Source organism: Mesorhizobium ciceri biovar biserrulae (genome assembly GCF_001618845.1).
GTDB lineage: Bacteria > Pseudomonadota > Alphaproteobacteria > Rhizobiales > Rhizobiaceae > Mesorhizobium > Mesorhizobium ciceri.
Window position 1 is genome coordinate 34,913 of sequence record NZ_CP015064.1, and the last position, 19,933, is coordinate 54,845.

General features: G+C 64.1%; 20 protein-coding genes. 16 read left to right on the forward strand and 4 right to left on the reverse strand.

The window, feature by feature from the left end:
• The first annotated feature begins 83 nt into the window (after positions 1-83).
• The 16 genes from A4R29_RS00155 to A4R29_RS00230 all read left to right on the forward strand — a co-directional run bounded on the left by A4R29_RS00155 (position 84) and on the right by A4R29_RS00230 (position 16,453).
• On the forward strand, positions 84-953 hold the full coding sequence (locus A4R29_RS00155) for a helix-turn-helix domain-containing protein (protein WP_063170920.1): 870 nt from the start codon (positions 84-86) through the stop codon (positions 951-953).
• Between the two features lie 206 nt (positions 954-1,159).
• Positions 1,160-1,648 (forward strand): hypothetical protein, encoded by a 489-nt coding sequence (locus tag A4R29_RS00160; protein WP_063170921.1) that lies wholly within the window; start codon positions 1,160-1,162, stop codon positions 1,646-1,648.
• Between the two features lie 178 nt (positions 1,649-1,826).
• Positions 1,827-2,921 (forward strand): transporter substrate-binding protein, encoded by a 1,095-nt coding sequence (locus A4R29_RS00165; protein ID WP_013528537.1) that lies wholly within the window; start codon positions 1,827-1,829, stop codon positions 2,919-2,921.
• The gene (locus A4R29_RS00170; RefSeq protein WP_024502123.1) at positions 2,918-3,535 is read left to right on the forward strand and encodes an ANTAR domain-containing response regulator; all 618 of its coding nucleotides are present in this window, start codon (positions 2,918-2,920) and stop codon (positions 3,533-3,535) included. Before A4R29_RS00165 ends, A4R29_RS00170 begins: the two co-directional genes overlap by 4 nt.
• Before the next feature lie 19 nt (positions 3,536-3,554).
• Positions 3,555-4,421 carry an ABC transporter permease gene (locus tag A4R29_RS00175; RefSeq protein WP_201787932.1) on the forward strand — a complete coding sequence of 289 codons (867 nt, stop codon included), beginning with the start codon at positions 3,555-3,557 and terminating at the stop codon, positions 4,419-4,421.
• Positions 4,418-5,338, forward strand: a complete 921-nt coding sequence (locus tag A4R29_RS00180) for an ABC transporter permease (protein ID WP_063170923.1) — start codon at positions 4,418-4,420, stop codon at positions 5,336-5,338. The genes A4R29_RS00175 and A4R29_RS00180 overlap by 4 nt, the downstream gene beginning before the upstream one ends.
• 33 nt (positions 5,339-5,371) lie before the next feature.
• Positions 5,372-7,015 carry an ABC transporter substrate-binding protein gene (locus A4R29_RS00185; protein ID WP_063170924.1) on the forward strand — a complete coding sequence of 548 codons (1,644 nt, stop codon included), beginning with the start codon at positions 5,372-5,374 and terminating at the stop codon, positions 7,013-7,015.
• Positions 7,005-7,949: an acetamidase/formamidase family protein gene (locus tag A4R29_RS00190; RefSeq protein ID WP_024502120.1), complete on the forward strand. Its 945-nt coding sequence runs from the start codon at positions 7,005-7,007 to the stop codon at positions 7,947-7,949. Before A4R29_RS00185 ends, A4R29_RS00190 begins: the two co-directional genes overlap by 11 nt.
• Before the next feature lie 46 nt (positions 7,950-7,995).
• The gene (locus tag A4R29_RS00195) at positions 7,996-9,759 is read left to right on the forward strand and encodes an ABC transporter ATP-binding protein (protein WP_063170925.1); all 1,764 of its coding nucleotides are present in this window, start codon (positions 7,996-7,998) and stop codon (positions 9,757-9,759) included.
• A gap of 206 nt (positions 9,760-9,965) precedes the next feature.
• The gene (locus A4R29_RS00200; protein ID WP_013528530.1) at positions 9,966-11,174 is read left to right on the forward strand and encodes an ABC transporter substrate-binding protein; all 1,209 of its coding nucleotides are present in this window, start codon (positions 9,966-9,968) and stop codon (positions 11,172-11,174) included.
• A 12-nt stretch (positions 11,175-11,186) separates the two neighbouring features.
• Positions 11,187-11,966 carry an ABC transporter ATP-binding protein gene (locus A4R29_RS00205; RefSeq protein ID WP_063170926.1) on the forward strand — a complete coding sequence of 260 codons (780 nt, stop codon included), beginning with the start codon at positions 11,187-11,189 and terminating at the stop codon, positions 11,964-11,966.
• Positions 11,959-12,669, forward strand: coding sequence for an ABC transporter ATP-binding protein (locus A4R29_RS00210; protein ID WP_063170927.1), 711 nt, complete (start codon positions 11,959-11,961; stop codon positions 12,667-12,669). The genes A4R29_RS00205 and A4R29_RS00210 overlap by 8 nt, the downstream gene beginning before the upstream one ends.
• Before the next feature lie 7 nt (positions 12,670-12,676).
• On the forward strand, positions 12,677-13,564 hold the full coding sequence (locus A4R29_RS00215; RefSeq protein ID WP_063173504.1) for a branched-chain amino acid ABC transporter permease: 888 nt from the start codon (positions 12,677-12,679) through the stop codon (positions 13,562-13,564).
• 22 nt (positions 13,565-13,586) lie between these two features.
• Positions 13,587-14,558: a branched-chain amino acid ABC transporter permease gene (locus A4R29_RS00220; RefSeq protein WP_024502115.1), complete on the forward strand. Its 972-nt coding sequence runs from the start codon at positions 13,587-13,589 to the stop codon at positions 14,556-14,558.
• Between the two features lie 97 nt (positions 14,559-14,655).
• Positions 14,656-15,303 (forward strand): class I SAM-dependent methyltransferase, encoded by a 648-nt coding sequence (locus tag A4R29_RS00225; RefSeq protein ID WP_063173505.1) that lies wholly within the window; start codon positions 14,656-14,658, stop codon positions 15,301-15,303.
• Positions 15,304-15,394: 91 nt separating this feature from the next.
• Complete coding sequence (locus tag A4R29_RS00230; RefSeq protein ID WP_063170928.1) at positions 15,395-16,453, forward strand: aminopeptidase; 1,059 nt, start codon at positions 15,395-15,397, stop codon at positions 16,451-16,453.
• Between the two features lie 82 nt (positions 16,454-16,535).
• Here A4R29_RS00230 and A4R29_RS00235 read toward each other — a convergent pair whose 3' ends face one another.
• From A4R29_RS00235 to A4R29_RS00250, 4 genes are all read right to left on the reverse strand, one after another.
• Positions 16,536-16,769, reverse strand: coding sequence for a hypothetical protein (locus A4R29_RS00235; protein WP_024502111.1), 234 nt, complete (start codon positions 16,767-16,769; stop codon positions 16,536-16,538).
• 104 nt (positions 16,770-16,873) lie between these two features.
• The gene (gene gloA2 / locus A4R29_RS00240; protein ID WP_024502110.1) at positions 16,874-17,257 is read right to left on the reverse strand and encodes an SMU1112c/YaeR family gloxylase I-like metalloprotein; all 384 of its coding nucleotides are present in this window, start codon (positions 17,255-17,257) and stop codon (positions 16,874-16,876) included.
• 95 nt (positions 17,258-17,352) lie between these two features.
• The gene (locus A4R29_RS00245) at positions 17,353-18,333 is read right to left on the reverse strand and encodes a 2-dehydropantoate 2-reductase (RefSeq protein WP_063170929.1); all 981 of its coding nucleotides are present in this window, start codon (positions 18,331-18,333) and stop codon (positions 17,353-17,355) included.
• Between the two features lie 2 nt (positions 18,334-18,335).
• Positions 18,336-19,862 carry an acyl--CoA ligase gene (locus A4R29_RS00250; RefSeq protein ID WP_063170930.1) on the reverse strand — a complete coding sequence of 509 codons (1,527 nt, stop codon included), beginning with the start codon at positions 19,860-19,862 and terminating at the stop codon, positions 18,336-18,338.
• Positions 19,863-19,933 lie beyond the last annotated feature (71 nt).

The window sequence follows — 19,933 nt, forward strand, 5'->3', positions numbered from 1 at the left end:
CCTCTTAAGCCGTAACCCTAGCGCCCTGGGCATCGATCGGTTATGGACGGAACGGCAAAACCGATTGGACTTTTTCCGGCGTCATGAGCCAGAGATCCATCCCCGACTTCTTCGTCTATGGCGAGCCGGTGCGGCCGCTCGATGTCGGTTTTCTGCATGTCGAGACGGTGCTTGCGCGCAGCAATATCCATCTTGGTGAGGTCGCCGCGCACAAGCACCCGCAGATGGGTCAGATCACCTTCTGGACCAGCGGCTCCGGTACCTACCGTATCGAAGACCGATCCTGGGACTTTTCGGCGCCTGCCGTGAGTTTCGTGCCGAGCACTATCGTGCACGGCTTCTCGATCGGCCCCGGCACCGACGCCATCGTCGTCTCGGTCGCCGACGGCGCGCTTGCGGCCATCGCGGCTCACAGCCTGCTGCCGCTGGACCGGCCGGTCTTTGCCGACGGCCTGCCGCAGCACGCAGCGTGGGCCAGATTGGCGGCGGTGCTGGAGATGATCGCCGCCGAATACGCCGAGGCGCAAGCCGGCAATGACAGGGTCCTGCAGGCGCTGATCGCCGTCGCGCTCTCCCACATCGCGCGCCTCAGTCCCGAGACAAAGGGTGCCACGGCGTCTTCGGATGCCTCACTGGCGTTGGGGCTGCGCCGGCTCGCCGATGCGCATTTCCGCGACAACTGGCCTGTTGATCGCTACGTCGAGGCGCTGGCCACGACGCCGCATCTTCTCGACAAGGCCAGCCGCGCGGTGCTGGGCAGCGGCGTCAAACGCGTCGTCAGTGAGCGACGGCTGCTGGAGGCCAAGCGGCTGCTGTTGTTCACCGTACGCTCGGTCGAGGACATCGCCTACGAGATCGGCTTCGACGACCCGGCGTATTTTTCACGATTCTTTCGCGCGCGGGTCGGCGAAGCGCCCGCGTCCTGGCGGCGGAAACAGTTGCAGGGTCATTGATGGGTGACCATGGATGCGGCCCTTGGCGCGCCGTTCCGGCGCGAGCCCGCTTCCGCCAGGGCGTTGGCTTCCCGACCGGCCATGATGCAGCCACAGCCACTTTTTCGTGAAGCTGAACGGGTTGATCCGCTCGCCTGTCTGCCTAGGTAGAAAGGAGCGGCGGGCGCCACGCAAAATCTGACAATCGGGCAAATCTGACAGTCGGCATGACATTTTCCTGCATTCGAAAGCTTGGCCTCGCTGCTCTCTGTGTATGCATCCAGTCTTCCTGCGTCGTTCCCGACGATACGTCGCGTATCGCCAAGGTTGATCCAACGGCGGCGGCTGCCCGCAAGGAGATGGTCGGCCTCAGCGAAGCCGATGTTCGAATGTGCGCCGGGTTTCCGACCGCCACCGCCGACGCCGGCCAATCGGGCCAGATCTGGACCTACAAGCGCATCGTCCAGCGCGGCAATCTCAGCATTGTGGTTCCGACGTTGGCGGTCGGCGCGATCCCGGCGGTCGGCGGCTCCGTCAATGTCGCTCCCGGCGGCTATTGCGATACGCAAATTCGCATGGTCGATGGCCGTGTCGCCGAAGTTGCCTATGCCGGCGACAACAATTTGCCGAACAGGCGCGACGCGCTTTGTGTCAGCACGGTGGACGCCTGTGTGACCTATGCCCGCCAACACGGCCAGAGGCCGGCGGCCAAATAGCCGGCGGCAGCGAAACGGCGATGGCAGGTCATGCAAATGTCGTTGAGGGCTTGACTGACCCGCCGGACCGAATACGCTAGCGCAAAATACCGGCTCTGATCGCCGGGCGGCAAAAATGCCTCGTATGCCTCGCCCTTCCGGCGCAGGCTGCGAGGCATTGTCATTTCTGGGGTCCTGTTTGAAACGGCGCATCGAGATCGGCATCCTGTATTCCCGCTCGGGGAGCTATCAGCTCGTCTCCGATGCGTGCCGCATCGGCGCCATGCGTGCCATAGCCGACATCAACGCCGATCGCAGCTCAGGCATCGAACTGGTGCCGGTGGAGCGCGATCCGCAAAGCAATGCGGACCGCTACGCAACGCTTTGCGAAGATATCTTCAAGACCAGCAGCGCACGCCATGTCATCGGCTGCGTCACCTCCTGGAGCCGCAAGGAAACCATTCCGGTCTTGGAGAAAGCCGGCGGCATGCTCTGGTACGCCTGCCCCTATGAGGGCTTCGAAGCCAATGAGCATGTCGTCTACATGCACGCCTGCCCCAACCAGCATCTGGTGCCGCTGATGGCGCATGTCGTGCCGCGTTTCGGCGCCAACGGCTTCCTGCTCGGCTCGAACTACATCTGGGGCTGGGAGATGAATCGCGTCGCGCGCGACCTGATCGCGGATGCCGGCGGCAAGGTGCTGGGCGAACGCTACCTGCGCATCGGCGAGACCGACGTGTCGCGGCTGATCGCGGAGATCCGCGCCACGCGGCCGAACTTCATCCTCAACAACTTGATCGGCACCTCGTCCTACGCCTTCCTCGCGGCCTATCGCGACCTGGGTCACGAGGATGCCGCCTTCAGTCCCGGGACTTGCCCCGTCATCTCCTGCAACCTGACCGAAGGTGAGCTGCCGGCGATCGGTGAATCCGGCAAGGGACATCTGTCGGTCGGGCCGTATTTCGCGCCGCGCCCGGCTGCCTTTGCCTCATCCTTCGAGGCCTCCGCCTATGCCTCGGTGCAGGTGATGGCCGACGTGCTCTCCAGCAATCCCGACGCCGGTCCGGCGGAATTCTCCAAAGCCTTCGCCGAACGCCGCTTCTCCACCCGGCTCGGTCCGATCGCCATCGACGCCCACTCGCAGCACGCGACACTGCCGGTGATCATCGGGCGCATCGCGGACGGCTTCTTCGAGGTCGTCAGCCGCGAAGACGAAGTCGCGCCGGATCCGTATCTGTCGCGCTACGACCCGGCAAAAACATTCGGCCGCCCGCGCCTGAGGGTGGTGTCGTGACCAGAGCCCCACGCATCCCCAATCTCGGCGGCGCCAGGGCGTTTATCCTGCATCGCCCGCATCCGACGGTGCAGGCGATCACCAGGCAATTGTCGGCCATCGGGCTGATCACGCTGGATTGCTGGCCGGAACTGCCGCCCGAGGCGCTGGCCGCCGATTTCGTCTTCTTCGACGCCGATCTCGGCTTTGACGAGCAGTTTCCGTGGAAGCCGGGCGAGGCACCGATGCCGCTGGTGGCGCTGATCGGTTCCGAGGCGCCGGGCCGCATCGAATGGGCGCTGTCGCATAAGGCCGATGCGCAGCTGCTGAAGCCGGTCGGCAATGCCGGCGTCTACAGCGCGCTGCTGATCGCGCGCCAGAGTTTCGAGGCGCGAAAACACCTGGCCAGCGAGATCGCCTCGCTTCGCCAGCGCGTTGCCGAGCGCCAGACCATCGTGCGCGCGGTGACGGCACTCGCGAAAGGCAGCGATGACGGCCGCGCCTATGCGCAACTGCGCTCGCTGGCGATGAGCTGGCAGATCAGCGTCGAGGATGCCGCGCGGCGGATCGTGGCCATGACAAGTGAAGAAGCAACAGGGGAAGAAGGCGGCGATGACCAGTCCCATCGCGCCTGATCTCACCGCGCCAGGGCGCATGCCGGTCAAGCCGCGCGCCGGCGTCTGGCGCCGGCTGGTCAGGCGCCGTCTGGCTCTGCTCGGGCTGGTCATCGTCGCCATCGTCGTTGCCGGCGCCGTGCTGGCGCCATGGCTGACTGGCTATGATCCCAACGAGCAGATGTTCGACGGCCTGACCATCGAGGGCTCGCCCTTGCCGCCGGATGCAAAATTCTGGCTGGGCACCGACTTGCTCGGCCGCGACCTCCTGACCCGCATCCTCTACGGCGCCCGCACCTCGCTGATCATCGGCATCGTCGCCAATGGCGTGGCGCTGTTCATCGGCACGCTGGTCGGTGTTGTCGCCGGCTATTTCCGTGGCTGGATCGGCAGCGCGCTGATGCGTTTCACCGATTTGATGATGGCGTTTCCGGCACTGCTGCTCGCCATTTGCCTGGCCGCGGTGTTCGAGCCCAGCCTGTGGATCGTCGCCATGGTCATCGCTTTGGTCAACTGGGTGCAGACCACCCGCGTCATCTACACCGAGACCTCATCGCTGGCGGAGCGTGAGTTCATCGATGCCGAACGCACCATCGGCGCGAGCGCGCCGCGCATCCTGTTTCGCCACATCCTGCCGCATCTCTTACCGACCATCATCGTCTGGGGCACGCTCGGCATCTCGACCACCGTGCTGCTCGAGGCGACGCTCTCTTTCCTCGGCATCGGCGTCCAGCCGCCCACGGCGTCCTGGGGCAACATCATCTTCGAGAACCAGACCTATTTCCAGGCCGCACCCTGGCTGGTGTTCTTCCCCGGTGCCGCGATCCTGGCGCTGGCGCTGGCTTTCAACCTGATCGGCGATGCGCTGCGCGACATTCTCGATCCGACGCAGAGGGGCCGGGCATGATCGCCTATCTCGGCCGCCGCCTCATCCAGTCGCTGCTGATCCTGCTCGGCGTCTCGCTGATCACCTTCGCGCTGCTCTATCTCCTGCCGGCCGATCCGGTGCGCCAGATCGCCGGCCGCAGCGCCACGCCGCAGACGGTCGAGAACATCCGCCAGCAGCTCGGCCTCGACCAGCCCTTCATCGTCCAGTACTGGCGCTATCTCACGAAGCTCGTCAGCGGCGATTTAGGCCGCTCCTACATCCAGCGCTCCGAAGTCACCGAGCTGATCGTCTCGCGGCTGCCGGCCAGCCTGTTGCTGATGGTCGGCGCCATCCTGTGCGAGCTGTTGCTCGGCCTGAGCATGGGCCTGATCGCCGCCGTCAAGCGCGGCACCGCCACTGACCAGACGCTGATGGTCGCCTCCTTCGTCGGCGTCTCGGCACCGCAATTCGTCGTCGGTCTGCTGCTGCTCTACGTCTTTGCCGTGCGGCTCAGCTGGTTCCCGATCGGCGGCTACGGCACCTGGCGTCATCTGGTGCTGCCGTCACTGACCATGGGAATCCTCGGCGCCGGCTGGTACGCGCGCATGATGCGCTCGTCGATGATCGACGTGCTGCGCCAGGATTACGTGCGCACCGCCCGCGCCAAAGGCCTGGCGCGGCGAGCTATCCTGTTCCGCCATGCGCTGCCCAACGCCATCCTGCCGGTGATCGCCATGATCGGCATCGACATAGGCATCTTCATGGGCGGCATCGTCGTCGTCGAAAGCGTATTCGGCTGGCCCGGCATCGGCCAGCTCGCCTGGCAGGCCATCCAGCGCGTCGACATCCCGATCATCATGGGTGTGACGCTGGTGTCGGCCTTCGCCATCGTGCTGGGCAATCTGCTGGCCGACATCATCGCGCCCTTCATCGACCCCCGCATCAAGCTCAGATGAAATGAAAACCAGACAGAGAAAGGGAACATAAAAATGAAAAGGTTTCTCGCATCCACGGTAGCGGCATCGGCGCTGGCTCTGATGCTCGGCATGACGAGCGTTCGCGCCGAGGACGCCGTCGATCCGAACGCCAAGCAGGGCGGCGCCATCACCATCACCTACAAGGACGACGTCGCCACGCTCGATCCGGCGATCGGCTATGACTGGCAGAACTGGTCGATGATCAAGAGTCTGTTCGACGGGTTGATGGACTACGAGCCGGGCACCACCAATTTGAAACCCGACCTCGCCGAAAGCTACGAGATTTCGCCCGACGGCAAGACCTTCACCTTCAAGCTGCGCCATGGCGTGAAATTCCACAATGGCCGCGAGATGACGGCCGACGACGTGAAATATTCGCTCGACCGCGTCACCAATCCGAAGACGCAGAGCCCCGGCGCCGGCTTCTTCGGCTCGATCAAGGGCTATGACGATGTCGCCGCCGGCAAGGCCGAGAGCCTCTCCGGCGTCACCGTCGTCGACCCTTACACGATCAAGTTCGAATTGACCCGCCCCGACGCCACCTTCCTGCATGTGATGGCCATCAACTTCGCCCATGTCGTGCCGAAGGAAGAGGTCGAGAAATACGGCGCCGATTTCGGCAAGCATCCGGTCGGCACCGGTGCCTTCAAGCTCGCCGAGTGGACGCTCGGCCAGCGCATCGTCTTCGAGCGCAATGCGGACTACTGGCACAAGGGCCTGCCGCATCTGGACAAGATCACCTTCGAGATCGGCCAGGAGCCGATCGTGGCGCTGCTGCGCCTGCAGAAGGGCGAGATCGACGTCCCCGGCGACGGCATTCCGCCAGCAAAATTCCAGGAGGTGATGGCCGATCCCGAGCAGAAGGCACGCGTCGTCGAAGGCGGCCAGCTGCACACCGGCTATGTCACCATGAACACCACCATGGCGCCGTTCGACAATGTTAAGGTGCGCCAGGCGGTCAACATGGCGATCAACAAGGCGCGCGTCATCCAGATCATCAACGGCCGCGCCGTGCCGGCCAACCAGCCGCTGCCGCCGTCGATGCCGGGCTACGACAAGGAATACAAGGGCTATCCCTATGACGTCGCCAAGGCCAAGGCGCTGCTCGCAGAGGCTGGCCACCCCGACGGCTTCGAGACACAGCTGTTTGCCATGAACACCGATCCCAACCCGCGCATCGCCCAGGCGATCCAGCAGGATCTGGCGGCGATCGGCATCAAGGCCAGCATCCAGTCGCTGGCGCAGGCAAACGTGATTGCCGCCGGCGGCGACAAGGCCGGCGCACCGATGATCTGGTCCGGCGGCATGGCCTGGATCGCCGACTTCCCGGATCCGTCGAACTTCTACGGCCCGATCCTCGGCTGCGCCGGTGCGGTGCCGGGCGGCTGGAACTGGTCGTGGTATTGCAACAAGGATCTCGACGCCAAGGCGGCCGAGGCCGACTCGGTGGTCGACCCGGCTAAATCAGGCGAACGCGACAAGATGTGGAGCGCCATCTACGACAAGGTGATGGAAGACGCGCCCTGGGCGCCGGTCTTCAACGAGCAGCGCTTCACCATGAAATCGGCGCGCATGGGCGGCGCCGACAACCTCTATGTCGACCCGGTTCATATCCCGATCAACTACGACAATGTGTACGTAAAAGATGTGCAATAACTGCGACTACACCATCCACGGGCGCCAACATCATTTCGGCTGGGACAATTCGTTTGCCCCGGCCGAGCGGGTGGCGCCCGGCTCGACGATCGAGTTCCAGTGCCTCGATTCCTCCGGCGGCCAGTTGCAGGCCGGCAGCACGGTCGCCGACGTCGCCAAGCTCGACTTCGCCACCGTCAATCCGGTGACCGGGCCGATCTTCGTCGAGGGCGCCGAGCCGGGTGACGCGCTGAAGGTGACGATCGAGATGTTCAAGCCGTCCGGCTTCGGCTGGACGGCCAACATTCCGGGCTTTGGGCTGCTCGCCGACGACTTCAAGGAGCCGGCGCTGAACATCTGGAAATACGACGCTGCCTCGCTCGAGCCGGCGCTGTTCGGCAAGAATGCGCGTGTGCCGTTGAAACCCTTCGCCGGCACCATAGGCAACGCGCTGGCGGAAAAGGGCCACCACTCGGTGGTGCCGCCAAGGCGCGTCGGCGGCAATCTCGACATCCGCGATCTCGCCGCCGGCACCACGCTCTATCTGCCGGTGGAAGTGGCGGGCGCGCTGTTTTCGGTTGGCGACACCCATGCCGCGCAAGGTGACGGCGAGGTCTGCGGCACGGCGATCGAAAGTCCGATGGACGTCGTGCTCAAGCTTGACCTGGTCAAGGATGCCAGGCTGAAGACGCCGCGCTTCACCACGCCAGGCCCGGTGACGCGCCATCTCGACGCCAAGGGCTATGAGGTGACGACCGGCATCGGTCCGGACCTGATGACCGGCGCCAGGGAAGCGGTTGCGCAGATGGTCGACCTGCTCGCCGGTCGTTATCACATCGACCCAGTCGAGGCCTATATGCTGGCCTCGGTCTGCGGCGATCTCCGCATCAGCGAGATCGTCGACATGCCGAACTGGGTGGTGTCGTTCTACTTTCCGCGCTGCGTGTTTGAATGAGGAGGGGGGTGTGCCGGAGTAAATCCCTCTCCGGGTCATGCGCGCAATGATCGCCGCCAGCGAACCCATACTCGACATCGCCAACCTCTCCGTCAGCGTGCGCGGCGAGGAGGGCGAGCGCGAGGTCGTCTCCGACCTGTCGCTGACGTTGTCTCGTGGCGAGACGCTGTGCATTGCCGGTGAATCCGGCTCCGGCAAATCGATGACCGCTTTGGCCATCATGCAGCTTCTGCCGCAGCCTGCCGCCAGGATTTCATCCGGCAAGGTCCATCTCGGCGATACAGATCTGACGATTCTGGACGAGCGCCGGATGCGGCGCATTCGCGGCAACCGCATCGCCATGATCTTCCAGGAGCCGATGACCTCACTCAACCCGGTGCTGTCGATCGGCCGGCAGCTCACCGAATCCATCGAGGCGCATACCTCCCTGTCGCAGAGCGAGGCTCGCCAGCGTGCCATCGAGGCGCTGAAGGCGGTGCGCATTTCGGAAGCCGAAAGCCGGCTAAAGCAGTTTCCGCACGAACTGTCCGGCGGCATGCGCCAGCGGGTGATGATCGCCATGGCGCTGGCGCTCGAGCCGGACGTGCTGATCGCCGACGAGCCGACGACGGCGCTCGACGTCACCGTGCAAGGCGAGGTGCTGGAACTTTTGCGCGATCTGCAGCGCCAGCATGGCACCAGCGTCATCCTCATCACTCATGACATGGGCGTCGTCGCCGAAATGGCCGACCGCGTCATCATCATGCGGCATGGCCGCATGGTCGAAGAGGGAAAAACCGCTGACATTTTCGCCAGGCCGCAAGCCGGCTACACGCGCGAGCTGCTGGCCGCCGTGCCGCGCATCGGCAGCGGTATCGGTCGCCAGGAATCCAGGAGTGCCGAGACGGCAACGCCGGCCAATGTCGCTGACGTCAAGGACCTGCATGTCCGTTTCGACCTGCATGGCGGCTTCTTCGGCCGGGTCACTCGTCGCGTCCACGCCGTCGAAGGCGTCAGCTTCTCGATTGCGCCCAACGAGACGCTGGCGCTGGTCGGCGAATCCGGTTGTGGCAAGTCGACCACCGCCAAGGCGCTGGCCGGACTGGTGCCCTACAGCGGCGACATCGCCATTGGCGGCCGCAATCTGTCCGGCCTCGGCCGCGACGAGCGCAAGGCGGTGCGCCGCGACGTGCAGATGATTTTCCAGGACCCCTATGCCTCGTTGGACCCACGCATGCGTGTCGGCGACCTCGTCGCCGAGCCGCTGCTGATCCACGGCATCGCCTCGAAGGAAGAGCGCAGCCAGCGTGTCGCCGCACTGTTCGAGCGCGTCGGCCTGTCGCCCGACCAGATGGAACTCTATCCGCATGAATTCTCCGGCGGCCAGCGCCAGCGCGTCTGCATTGCCCGCGCGCTTGCACTGCGGCCGAAGCTGATCATCGCCGACGAAAGCGTCTCGGCGCTCGACGTCTCGGTGCAGGCGCGCGTGCTCGATCTGTTGAAGGAGTTGCAGCGCGAATTCGGCGTCGCCTATCTCTTCATCTCGCATGACATGGCGGTGGTCGAGAACATCTCCGACCGCGTCGCCGTCATGTATCTCGGCCAGATCGTCGAGATGGGCACCCGCGACCAGGTCTTTTCCAACCCGCGCCATCCCTACACCAGGCGCCTGATCGAAGCCGTGCCCGTGCCCGATCCCGCGCAGCGCAGAAGCCGCTTCGCGCGCCTCGAACAGGAAATCCCGAGCGCCACCCGCAGGATCGGCGAGGCGCCGCTGAAACTGGCGCTGAGGGATGTCGGCAACGGCCACCTCGTCGCCGTCGAGGGCTGAGCCGGCACTGCCGCCGGGCGGTTCACATGTTTGTGTCTCTATCTCTCGCCCAAGGCTCGCGTTCCGCCGCCAAACCGTATCGCTTCGAACACTAAATCCCTAACGGCCTCTTGCCCTCTGTCCCTATCTTCCTCATGTTCAATACCATTGCGATGATCGATCGTAGGAGGGTCGGTCGGATTCATCGCTATGGGAGGAAGTCAACCATGAAGGTAAGCCTTTTCGTTTCCGCGGCACTTCTCGCCGCATCCGCGATCCCCGCTTCGGCCGCCGAAATTTCCGACGGCAAGGTCAAGATCGGCATCCTCAACGACCAATCGGGCGTCTACGCCGACTTCGGCGGCAAGTGGTCGGTCGAGGCGGCCAAGATGGCCGTCGAGGATTTCGGCGGCAAGGTGCAGGGAGCGCCGATAGAAATCATCAGCGCCGACCACCAGAACAAGCCGGATATCGCCTCCAACATCGCCCGGCAGTGGTACGACACCGAGCAAGTCGATGCCATCATGGAACTGACGACCTCTTCGGTAGCGCTCGCCGTCCAGGGGATTTCCAAGGAAAAGAAGAAGATCGACATCGTCACCGGCGCGGCGACCACGGAGCTGACCGGCAAACAGTGCTCGCCCTACGGCTTCCACTGGGCCTATGACACTCACTCGCAGGCGGTGGGTACCGGCGGCTCTCTCGTGCAGCAGGGCGGCGACAGCTGGTTCTTCGTCACCGTCGACTATGCATTCGGCTATTCGCTGAAGGATCAGACCACCAAGTTCGTCGAAAGCCATGGCGGCAAGGTGCTGGGCGAGGTGCGTTATCCCCTGGGATCGACCGATTATTCGTCCTTCCTGCTGCAGGCGCAATCGTCGGGCGCCAAGGTCATCGGCCTGGCCAATGCCGGCCTCGATACCTCCAACTCCATCAAGCAGGCGGCCGAATTCGGTATCGTGCAGGGCGGCCAGCGTCTTGCCGCACTCCTGTTCACGCTGGCCGAGGTGCATGGGCTTGGCCTTCAGGCGGCGCAGGGCGTCGTGTTGACCGAAGGCTATTACTGGGATCGCGACGACAAGAGCCGCGAATTCGGGCAGCGCTTCTTCAAGCGCACCAACCGCATGCCGAACATGATCCAGGCCGCGACCTATTCGGCGGTGACGCAGTATTTGAAGGCGATCGACAAGGCCGGCACGGACGAGACCGAAGCCGTCGCCAAGCAGCTGCATTCGATGCCTGTGGACGACGCGGTGATAACCAACGGCAAGGTGCAGGCGGACGGCAACATGGTCCACGACATGTACCTCTACCAGGTCAAGTCGCCAGCCGAGAGCACCAAGGATTGGGACTACTACAAATATCTCGCCACCATTCCAGGCAACGAGGCCTTCCTCAGCGAGAAGGAAAGCGGCTGTCCGACGGCCGGCCAGTGATCGGCGCGGCCGATGGCGCCGACTGACCTGGACGCGAACGAGCCGCGGGTTGTGCTTTCCGCCCGCGGGTTGCGACGCGACTTTGCCGGCTTCATCGCCGTCAAAAACGTCGATCTCGATGTCCGCCATGGCAACATCCATGCCCTGATCGGACCCAACGGCGCCGGCAAGACGACCGTCTTCAACCTGCTCACCAAGTTCCTGGCGCCGACCAGCGGCAGGATCGAGCTGCTTGGCCACGACATCACCCGCACCTCGCCGGCCAGGGTTGCGCGGATGGGGCTGGTGCGCTCGTTCCAGATATCGGCGATTTTTCCGTACCTCAGCGTGCTCGACAATGTCCGCGTCGCGCTGCAGCGGCCGGGAGGGCTCGGCGTTCAGTTCTGGCGCTCGCTCGCGGCGCTCGACCGGCTGACCCCGCGCGCCGAGGAATTGCTGCGCTCGGTTGGTCTCGACGACGCCAGGAACAGGCTCGCCGGCGATCTTTCCTATGGCAGGAAACGCGTGCTGGAGATCGCCACGACGCTCGCGCTCGATCCGAAAGTGCTGCTGCTGGACGAGCCGATGGCCGGCATGGGGCATGAGGACGTGGCCACGGTTTCCAGCCTCATCCGTTCGGTTGCCAGGGATCGCGCCGTGCTGATGGTCGAGCACAATCTGACCGTGGTGGCCGACCTTTGCGACTGGATAACGGTCATGCAGCGCGGCGAGGTGCTGGCCGCTGGCGACTACGCCACCGTTAGCCGCGACGAGCGCGTCAAGATCGCCTATATGGGCACCGCCGATGACTAGTGCCGCACCTCTGCTTGCCGTCACCGGCCTCAACGCCTGGTATGGCGAGGGCCATGCGCTGCACGGTGTCGATCTGGAAGTGTTTGCCGGCGAGACGGTCACGCTGCTCGGCCGCAATGGCGTCGGCAAGACGACGACGCTGCGCGCCATCATGGGGTTGATCCGCAAGCGGACCGGCCGGATCGCCTTCGACGGCAAGGACCTGATGCGGCTGCCGCTGCACCGCACCGCCCATCAAGGCATCGGCTTCGTGCCGGAGGAGCGCGGCATCTTCGCAACGCTGACCGTGGACGAGAATCTGGTTCTGCCGCCGGTCGTCGCGCAGGGCGGCATGAGCGTCGAAGAGATATTCGATCTGTTCCCCAATCTGAAGGAGCGGCGCAACAGTTCCGGCACCAGGCTGTCGGGCGGCGAACAGCAGATGCTGGCGATCGCGCGTATGCTGCGAACCGGCGTGAAGATGCTGCTTCTCGACGAACCGACGGAGGGGCTCGCTCCCGTCATCGTGCAGCGCATCGGCGCGTTGCTGGCGACGTTGAAAAAGCGCGGCATGACGATCCTGCTGGTCGAGCAGAACTTCCGCTTCGCCAGTCGCGTCGCCGACCGTTTCTATCTGATGGAGCACGGCAAGGTGGTGGCGGGGTTTCCGGTCGGCGAGCTGCCGGACCGCATGGCGCAGCTCCACGAAGTCCTGGGTGTATGATGGCGCCATGACGATGATCTTCGGAATCCCGGTTCAGGCCTTCCTCGGCCAATTGCTGGTCGGCCTGATCAACGGCTCGTTCTACGCCATGCTGAGCCTGGGCCTGGCTGTCATATTCGGCTTGCTGCGCGTCATCAATTTCGCCCATGGCGCCCAGTATATGTTCGGCGCCTTCGTCGGCTATCTGCTTCTCACCCATCTCGGCATCGGCTATTGGCCCGCTTTGATCCTTGTGCCGCTGATCGTTGGCGTCTTCGGCGTCGTGGTCGAGCGCCTGGCGCTGTCGAGGCTGTACGATCTCGATCCGCTCTACGGGCTGCTCTTCACCTTCGGCCTCGCTCTCGTGCTCGAAGGCATCTTCCGCTATTATTACGGCGTCTCGGGAAACCCCTACGCCGTGCCGCCGCTGCTTGCCGGCGGCACCAATCTCGGCTTCATGTTCCTGCCCAACTATCGCGGCTGGGTCGTGGTCGCCTCGCTGATCGTCTGCTTCGGCACCTGGGCGCTGATCGAGAAGACCAGGCTTGGGTCCTATCTGCGCGCGGCAACCGAGAATCCCCGTCTCGTCCAGGTTTTCGGCGTCAACGTGCCGTTGCTGCTGACCCTCACCTACGGCCTTGGCTCCGCGCTGGCCGGGCTTGCCGGCATTCTGGCAGCACCGATCTACCAGGTGAGCCCGCTTATGGGATCGGACCTCATCATCGTCGTCTTCGCGGTGGTGGTGGTCGGCGGCATGGGATCGATCCTCGGTGCGATCGTCACCGGCTACATGCTTGGCCTCGCCGAGGGCCTGACCAAGGTCTTCTACCCCGAGGCCTCCAATCTCGTGGTCTTCGTCATCATGGCCATCGTGCTTCTGGTCCGGCCGGCTGGCCTGTTCGGAAGGGACGCTTGACATGTCGGAAGGGACATCTGACATGACCGAACTGACGCTTCGCGAGGCATCGGCCAAAACCTCGGCACGGCTGGAATGGATGCTGGTCGGGCTCGGCATCCTGGCGCTGCTGGTAGCGCCTTTCCTGATCTATCCGATCTTCCTGATGAAGATGCTGTGTTTCGCGCTGTTTGCCTGCGCGTTCAATCTTCTGCTCGGCTATACCGGGCTCTTATCGTTCGGCCACGCCACCTTCTTCGGCGGCGCCGCCTACTTCACTGCGCATGCCGTCAAGGTCTGGGGCTGGCCGCCGGAAGCCGGCATTCTGCTCGGCATGGCGGGTGCGGCCTTGCTCGGCCTTGTCATGGGCTTTTTCGCCATTCGCCGGCAAGGCATCTATTTCGCCATGATCACGCTGGCGCTGTCGCAGATGTTCTTCTTCTTCTGCGTGCAGTCGCCCTTCACGCAAGGCGAGGACGGCATTCAGGGCGTGCCGCGCGGCATGCTGCTTGGCGTCCTCGACCTGAACGTCTCGCTGAACATGTATTACTTCGTGCTGGCGGTGTTCCTGATCGGCGTCTTCGCCATCTGGCGCATCGTCAACTCGCCGTTCGGCATGATCCTGCGCTCGATCCGCGAGAACGAGAACCGCGCCATTTCGCTGGGCTATTCCGTCGCCAACTACAAGCTGGGCGCCTTCGTCATGTCGGCGGCCCTGGCCGGGCTGGCCGGCTCGCTCAAGGCGATCGTTTTCCAGTTCGCCACGCTCACCGACGTCACCTGGCAGATGTCGGGCGAGGTGATCCTGATGACGCTTCTCGGCGGCATCGGCACCATGGTCGGGCCGATCATCGGCGCCAGCCTTGTCATTGGCCTGGAAAACACGCTTGCCACTTCCGGCTTTCCGGTGACCATCGCCACCGGCCTCATCTTCATGGTGTGCGTGCTGATCTTCCGGCGCGGCATCGTCGGCGAATTTTATGCGCGGATTTTCAAGCGGGCGGGCAAGGACTGAGCAGTTCAAGCTGGCGGCTGAATACCTGACCGCTCGATTGTCCGGTTGCGTCCTAGTTCTGCCGGTAAGGAACTCGGAACCTGGGGGCCGCACGCCAATGTTGGACAACTACGCGGTGGACGGGTTTGGCGTGATCCACCAGGTCGACTCCAAACCGATCAAGTATGACAAGCAATACATTTCCTATTACGAGGACCTGAGTGACCGGACCATCAAGCTCGGATATCAGCGACTCGGCTGGGTGCTGGGGATCACTGGCGAGATCCCCCGGTCCGTGTTGGAGATTGGATATGGCACCGGCACATTCATCGAAGCCGCGAAAATAACCGGGGTCGCCGACTGCGCCGGCTGCGACATAACCAGGTTTCCGCTGCCCAAGGGCGTCCGCTTCGTCGATTGGGATGAGGCGCTCTCCAGCTCGTGGGATCTCGTCGCCATGTTCGATGTGCTTGAGCATATCCCGGATCTGGGTTTCCTCGCCCGGCTTAAGGCCCGCTACCTGGCCGTCGCCGTCCCCTATTGCCGCTGGCGCGAGCTCGGCGCCGACGGCGACGCCTGGTTCCGGACGTGGCGTATGCGTCTTCCCGACGAGCACCTCCACCACTTCGATCGTGACTCGCTGGTGGCATTCCTCGCACACAGCGGCTTCGAATGCATGACGCTGAACGGCTTCGAGGACGGGATCAGACTGCGCCCTGGCGAAGTGGGTCCGAATATTCTGTCCGGATTCTTTAGAAAGCTATAGACCTCGATCAAATCCATGCGGCTGCTTGGGACCTGGGGCAATCGCGACAATCGCCCGATCGGTACGGGAGCACTGCTGTGGGCAAATCGTGATGCGCGCATTCTTTCGATTGGTTGCCGTTATGATCGTGGTGTCCGGCGTGACCGGCTGCACCAGTGTTTCCTACTACGCGCAATCCGTGCAGGGTCATCTGCGGATCATGACGGCGCGCCAGGATGTCGGAAAACTGATCGAGGACCCTTCGACGCCGAAGGCATTGCGCGCTCGAATGGCATCGGCGAGCGCCATACGACAATTCGCAACGGATGAACTGGCGCTGCCCGACAACAACAGCTACCGCAGCTATGTCGATATCGGTCGGGACTCGGTGACATGGGCCGTCTTCGCCGCGCCGGCATTCTCGCTGACGCCGCGAACATGGTGTTTTCCCGTTTTCGGCTGCGTGCCCTACCGGGGATATTTCTCCAGGAAGTCCGCAATTGAAACCGCTGCCGAACTTCAAGGACAGGGCATGGATGTCTATGTGACGGGCATCACCGCATATTCCACGCTTGGCTGGTCGAGTGACCCGCTGCTGAGCACGATGTTCAGCGTGGATAAAACCTATCTTGCAGGGCTGGTGTTCCATGAACTGGCCCACCAGCGCGTCTACGTGCACGACGATTCCGCATTCAACGAGTCGTTCGCTGTCGCCGTCGAAACGACCGGCGTGAAAAAATGGCTGCGCGCGGCTGGCGATACCGCAGCATTGCGCCGTTACGAAGCCGCCCGGAGACGCAAAGCTGAATTTCTTGCGCTGGTGTCGCGGACCCGGGACGAGTTGGCGCAAGTCTATTCCAACGCCGGCACCTCGGAGCAAAAACTGGCCGCGAAGACGGCGGCGATCGAACGGCTGCGGATGCGCTACCGACACATGCGCGACAGGCGCTGGGGCCGATACCGGGGATACGATGCCTGGTTCGCTTCCCCGATCAACAATGCAAAGCTCGCCGCGACTTCCGTCTATAGCGATCGGGTGACCGCGTTTCTCCGCCTGTTCGATCTGTGCTCGGGCGACTATGTCAGGTTCTATGCGTCGGTCCGACGGATTGGCGCACTGGACCAAGCTCACCGTGCCGAAGCCCTTGCGGCGGCGGATAGCTGTTATTGAGCCGGCCAAATGGGAGGGCTCGGAGCGTCGGAGAACATGCGTCCGAAACCAACCAATCACACGGTTGAGATCGCGCGCGGTTCTACTGGTCCGAAAACGTCACGCTCACGCCGCGTTGCCGAAAATAAGCCTGCATCAACTTGCGGCCCGAGCGGTTGTTCTGCGCCAGCTTGGTCGGATCGAACACCGCCTGTTTGATCCCCTCTCGCGTCAGCGCCGCCTTAAGCGCCGCGATATGTGTGTCGATGTCGGCATTGTCCGCCCGGAGCGAGGCATAGATGCTCTCGGTCGCCTCGGCCACGGTCAGTTCGCTCATTGGTGTCGTCCTTTGGTTGGTTGGGCGGCGCTTAGCACAGATTCGCGGTCCGCCGATACCGAGACCGTCAGTACAAAGCGCCCGTCGTGAAAGCGAACCGTTCCTTATGGGGCTTCGTAGAGTTCCAGCGGCAATCCATCCGGGTCCCTGAAAAAGGTAAACCGTTGGTCTGTGTATGGATCGATCCGGATTGGCTCGACGGCAACGCCTGCGGCTTCCAGGCGGATAATCACGGGATCAAGATGAGCCACCGCGAATGCCAGATGTCTCAGGCCTGTAGCCTCTGGGTGGGACGGTCGCATCGCCGGTGCAGGGAAGGAGAACAATTCCAGTTGGGCCGACCCGATCCGCAGATCCGCCTTCCATGACTGCCGCTCCTCCCGATAAACCTCCCGGACCAGATCGAGGCCGAGGAGTTCGACGTAGAACCGTCGCGACCGGTCGTAGTCGGTGCAGATGAGCGCGACGTGGTGAATGGCGTTCAGCACGCTGCTAACCCTGGTCAAGCTGGGAGATGAGGCCAAGGCGCTTCAAGGCCTGGATCGTCGCGCCCTCGCCACGGTGCTGATCAACCCCGAGCCCATTATCCATAACACCCGCGTTCCACCGCCAGCCGCCGCACCAGCGCCAGCACGGCATCGATGGTCGGGGTCGGCTTGTCCGTTAGCCTGCCAAGTTCCTGCACCGCGCTCACCAGCGCGTCGATCTCCATCGGCCGGCCACGCTCCAGGTCCTGCAGCATCGAGGTCTTGTGCTCGCCGACATCGCCGGCGCCCTTGATGCGCCGGTCGACCGCGATGGGAAAACGCACGCCGAGGCTTTCGCCGATCGCCTGCGCCTCCAGCATCATGGTGCGGGCGAGCGTGCGGGTGCCCTCGTCGGCAACGATCGCGGCAAGCGTGCTGCCGGTCAGCGCCGAGATCGGGTTGAAGGAGAGATTGCCCCACAGTTTTACCCAGATCTCGCTGCGGATGTCTTCGCGCACCGGCGCTTGCAAGCCGCCCTTGACCATCTCCTCGGCCAGAAGCGTGACCCGTTCGCTGCGCTCGCCCGAGGGTTCGCCGAGCGAGAAGCGTTTGCCCTCGACATGGCGGATGAGCCCCGGCGCATCGACCTCGACCGCGGGATAGACGACCGAGCCGATGACGCGGTCCGGTCCAATCCGCTGCCAGATCGCGCCGCCGGGATCGACCGCGTTCAGCCTGGTGCCTTCGAGCGGCCCGCCGACGCCGTGGAAATACCACCACGGCACGCCGTTCTGCATGGTGACGACTGATGTGTGGCCCCCAAGCAGCGGTGCGATCTGGTCGAGCGCCGGGGTGAGGGAATGGGCCTTCAGCGCCAGCACGACATAATCCTGCACGCCAAGTTCCTCGGCCTTGGCGGTGGCCCGGACGGGGACGGACGTCTCCTGGCCATCCTCGATCAGGCGCAGGCCATCTGCCTTGATCGCTTCCAGATGGGCGCCGCGCGCGACGATCGAGAGATCGGTGCGGCCGGCGGCGGCAAGCTTGGCAGCGAGATAGCCGCCGATCGCACCGGCGCCGAAGATGGTGATCTTCATCGTCAAAGCCCGAGTTTGGCGGCAAGGCCGATGCGCTGCAATTTGCCGGTCGCGCCCTTGGGGATCTCGTCCAGGATCAGGATCTTGCGCGGCACTTTGAAGTCGGCAAGCCGCGTCGCGGCATAGGTGCGGATGTCGCCCTCGGTGGCGCTGATGCCTTCGCGCAGCACAACCGCCGCCGCCACCTCCTCGCCAAGCTTGCCATGCGGCATGGCGAAGGTGACGACCTGCGCCACCGCCGGATGGTCCATCAGCACATCGTCGACCTCGAGTGGCGAGATCTTTTCGCCGCCGCGATTGATGATCTCCTTGAGCCGACCGGTGACCCTGAGATAGTCATCCCCGTCCAGCACGCCCTGGTCGCCGGTGTGGAACCAGCCATGCGCGAAAGCCGTGGCGTTGGCATCCGGGTTCTTTTCGTAGCCCGTCGTGACATTGGGCCCGCGGATGACGATCTCGCCGGTCTCGCCTGCATCGAGCAGCCGCCCGTCGGGGGCCATCACAGCCACCTCCGGCCCGGCGGAGGCACCAACGCTGCCGGGCTTGCGCTGGCCCGGCGGCAGCCGGTTCGAGGCCATCTGGTGAGCCGCCTCGGTCATCCCGTAGGATTCGATCACTGGGCAGCCGAAGGTCGCTTCCAGCTCGGTCATGACCTGCGCCGGCAGCGACGCCGAGGACGAGCGGATGAAGCGCAGGCGCGCCGCCGCCAGCGCCTCGGTGTTGCGTGCTGCGCGGGCCAGGATCGCCTGATGCATGGTCGGCACCGCCGTGTACCAGCTCGGCTGCGCCTCGCTCAGCCACTGGAAGAAGCGCAGCGCGTTGAAACCCGGCGTGCAGTAGATGCTGCCACCGGCAGCCAGCGACGACAGCACGGCCGCGATCAGGCCGTGAATGTGGAACAGCGGCATGATGTTGAGGCAACGGTCATCGGCCGTCAGGCCAAGGGTGCCGCCGATATGAGCTGCCGAGGCCGCGATATTGGCATGGCTGAGCGGCACCAGTTTTGGACGCGATGTCGTGCCGGAAGTATGCAGCAGCAGCGCAATGTCGCTGTCTTGCGCCATGTCGGGCGCGGCCTTCGGTCCGATCGCCGCGCCCTCGATCGTGAAACTGCCGGCGGGTGTGCCGGGCTGCACGACGAGCCGCAGCACGCCGATGCCGAGGCGCTCGGCCACCGTCACCGCGGGGCCGGTCTCACCCTCCGCGACAAGGATCGCCTTGGCGCCGATGTCGGTCAGGTAGAAATCGAGCTCGTCGGCCCGGTAGGTGGGGTTGAGCGGCGCCGTCGAGGCGGCGGCCGCCACGGCGACGAAGGCGGTGGCCATCTCGGGCCCGTTCGGCAGCACGATCGCCACCCTGTCGCCGCGGCCGATGCCGCGCGCATGCAGCTGTTTTGCCGTGTCGGCGATCATGCTGCGCAATCCGCCATGGCTGAGCGTTGCCCTGTCGGGCGCCAGAATGGCGGGGGCGTCGTCGGCGCCGGCGGCGAGACGGCGGGAGAGATCTGCGTGGGTTTCAGTTTGGGTCATGATCACCGGCTGGATTTCGAACGATTACTGGCGAGAGCCCTTCTGACGGGCTTGCCTCGATATGGGCGCCA